Genomic DNA, 737 nt, shown 5'->3' with positions numbered 1-737 from the left:
CTTCGATGCGGACCTGGCGGGCCGCGATGGTCTGCAGCAGGCCGACCGCCGAGCGGCCCACATCATCCGGAACGTCGGCGTACTCGGGTCGGATGTCGTACCCGTCCCACACCGTCTCGTTCCAGATGTCCGCCCAGATCGCGCCCGGCCACGCACCGTTCGGGTCGCGGGTGGACTCGTTGATGTTCTGCGGCCGGTTGATCGTGCGCAGCAGTCCGGGCGTCGGGTGTAGCTGCGCCACACCCGCGTCGATGAAGGTGGTCACCGGTCCTCCAGTGGGAAGTAGTGCGGCGCCCAAGTCGAGGCACCGTTGGTAGCGGACGGAACGATCGGCGATGCCGTTGTCTCCGCCGTTGATCGCGCGTGTGGCGCCCGCGAGATTGCGGGCGTCGGCAAGGTCGTTCATCGGTCGCTGCGTCGTCCAGTACCAAACAGCACCGAGGAACGCGTACTCGTCGCGCTCGAGGGCTTCCGGTTGGTCGACGAAAAACGTGCGAGTGGGCACATATCCGTGATCACAGGCCCATGCAGACAACGCCGTGTAGTGGTTGCGGCCGGTGACCTGGATGGCGCCACGACCCCGGTACCGGAACCCATCGCCCGGGCCGTTGCCCATACGCCCGTCGTAGGTGAGTTGATCGGCCGTCGGGCCCCACAATTCGCGGAACAGGCGCAACCCCTGAGACTCGTGCCCGAGCTGCGCACACCACATCGCAGCGCGCTCCACCTTCGTGCAC

The 737-nt window shown here is 66.9% G+C and carries 1 protein-coding gene; it reads right to left on the bottom strand.

Annotated features, from left to right (window positions below):
- Positions 1 to 712, bottom strand: a 712-nt coding sequence (locus tag I0Q12_RS19465) for a glycoside hydrolase family 19 protein (RefSeq protein WP_374068736.1), incomplete at its 3' end; no start/stop codon positions are given.
- Positions 713 to 737 lie beyond the last annotated feature (25 nt).

It is taken from the genome of Rhodococcus sp. CX, assembly GCF_015865005.1.
GTDB lineage: Bacteria > Actinomycetota > Actinomycetes > Mycobacteriales > Mycobacteriaceae > Rhodococcus.
Note: the sequence above shows the minus strand (reverse complement) of the source record. Positions and strands in the feature narration are given on the sequence as shown.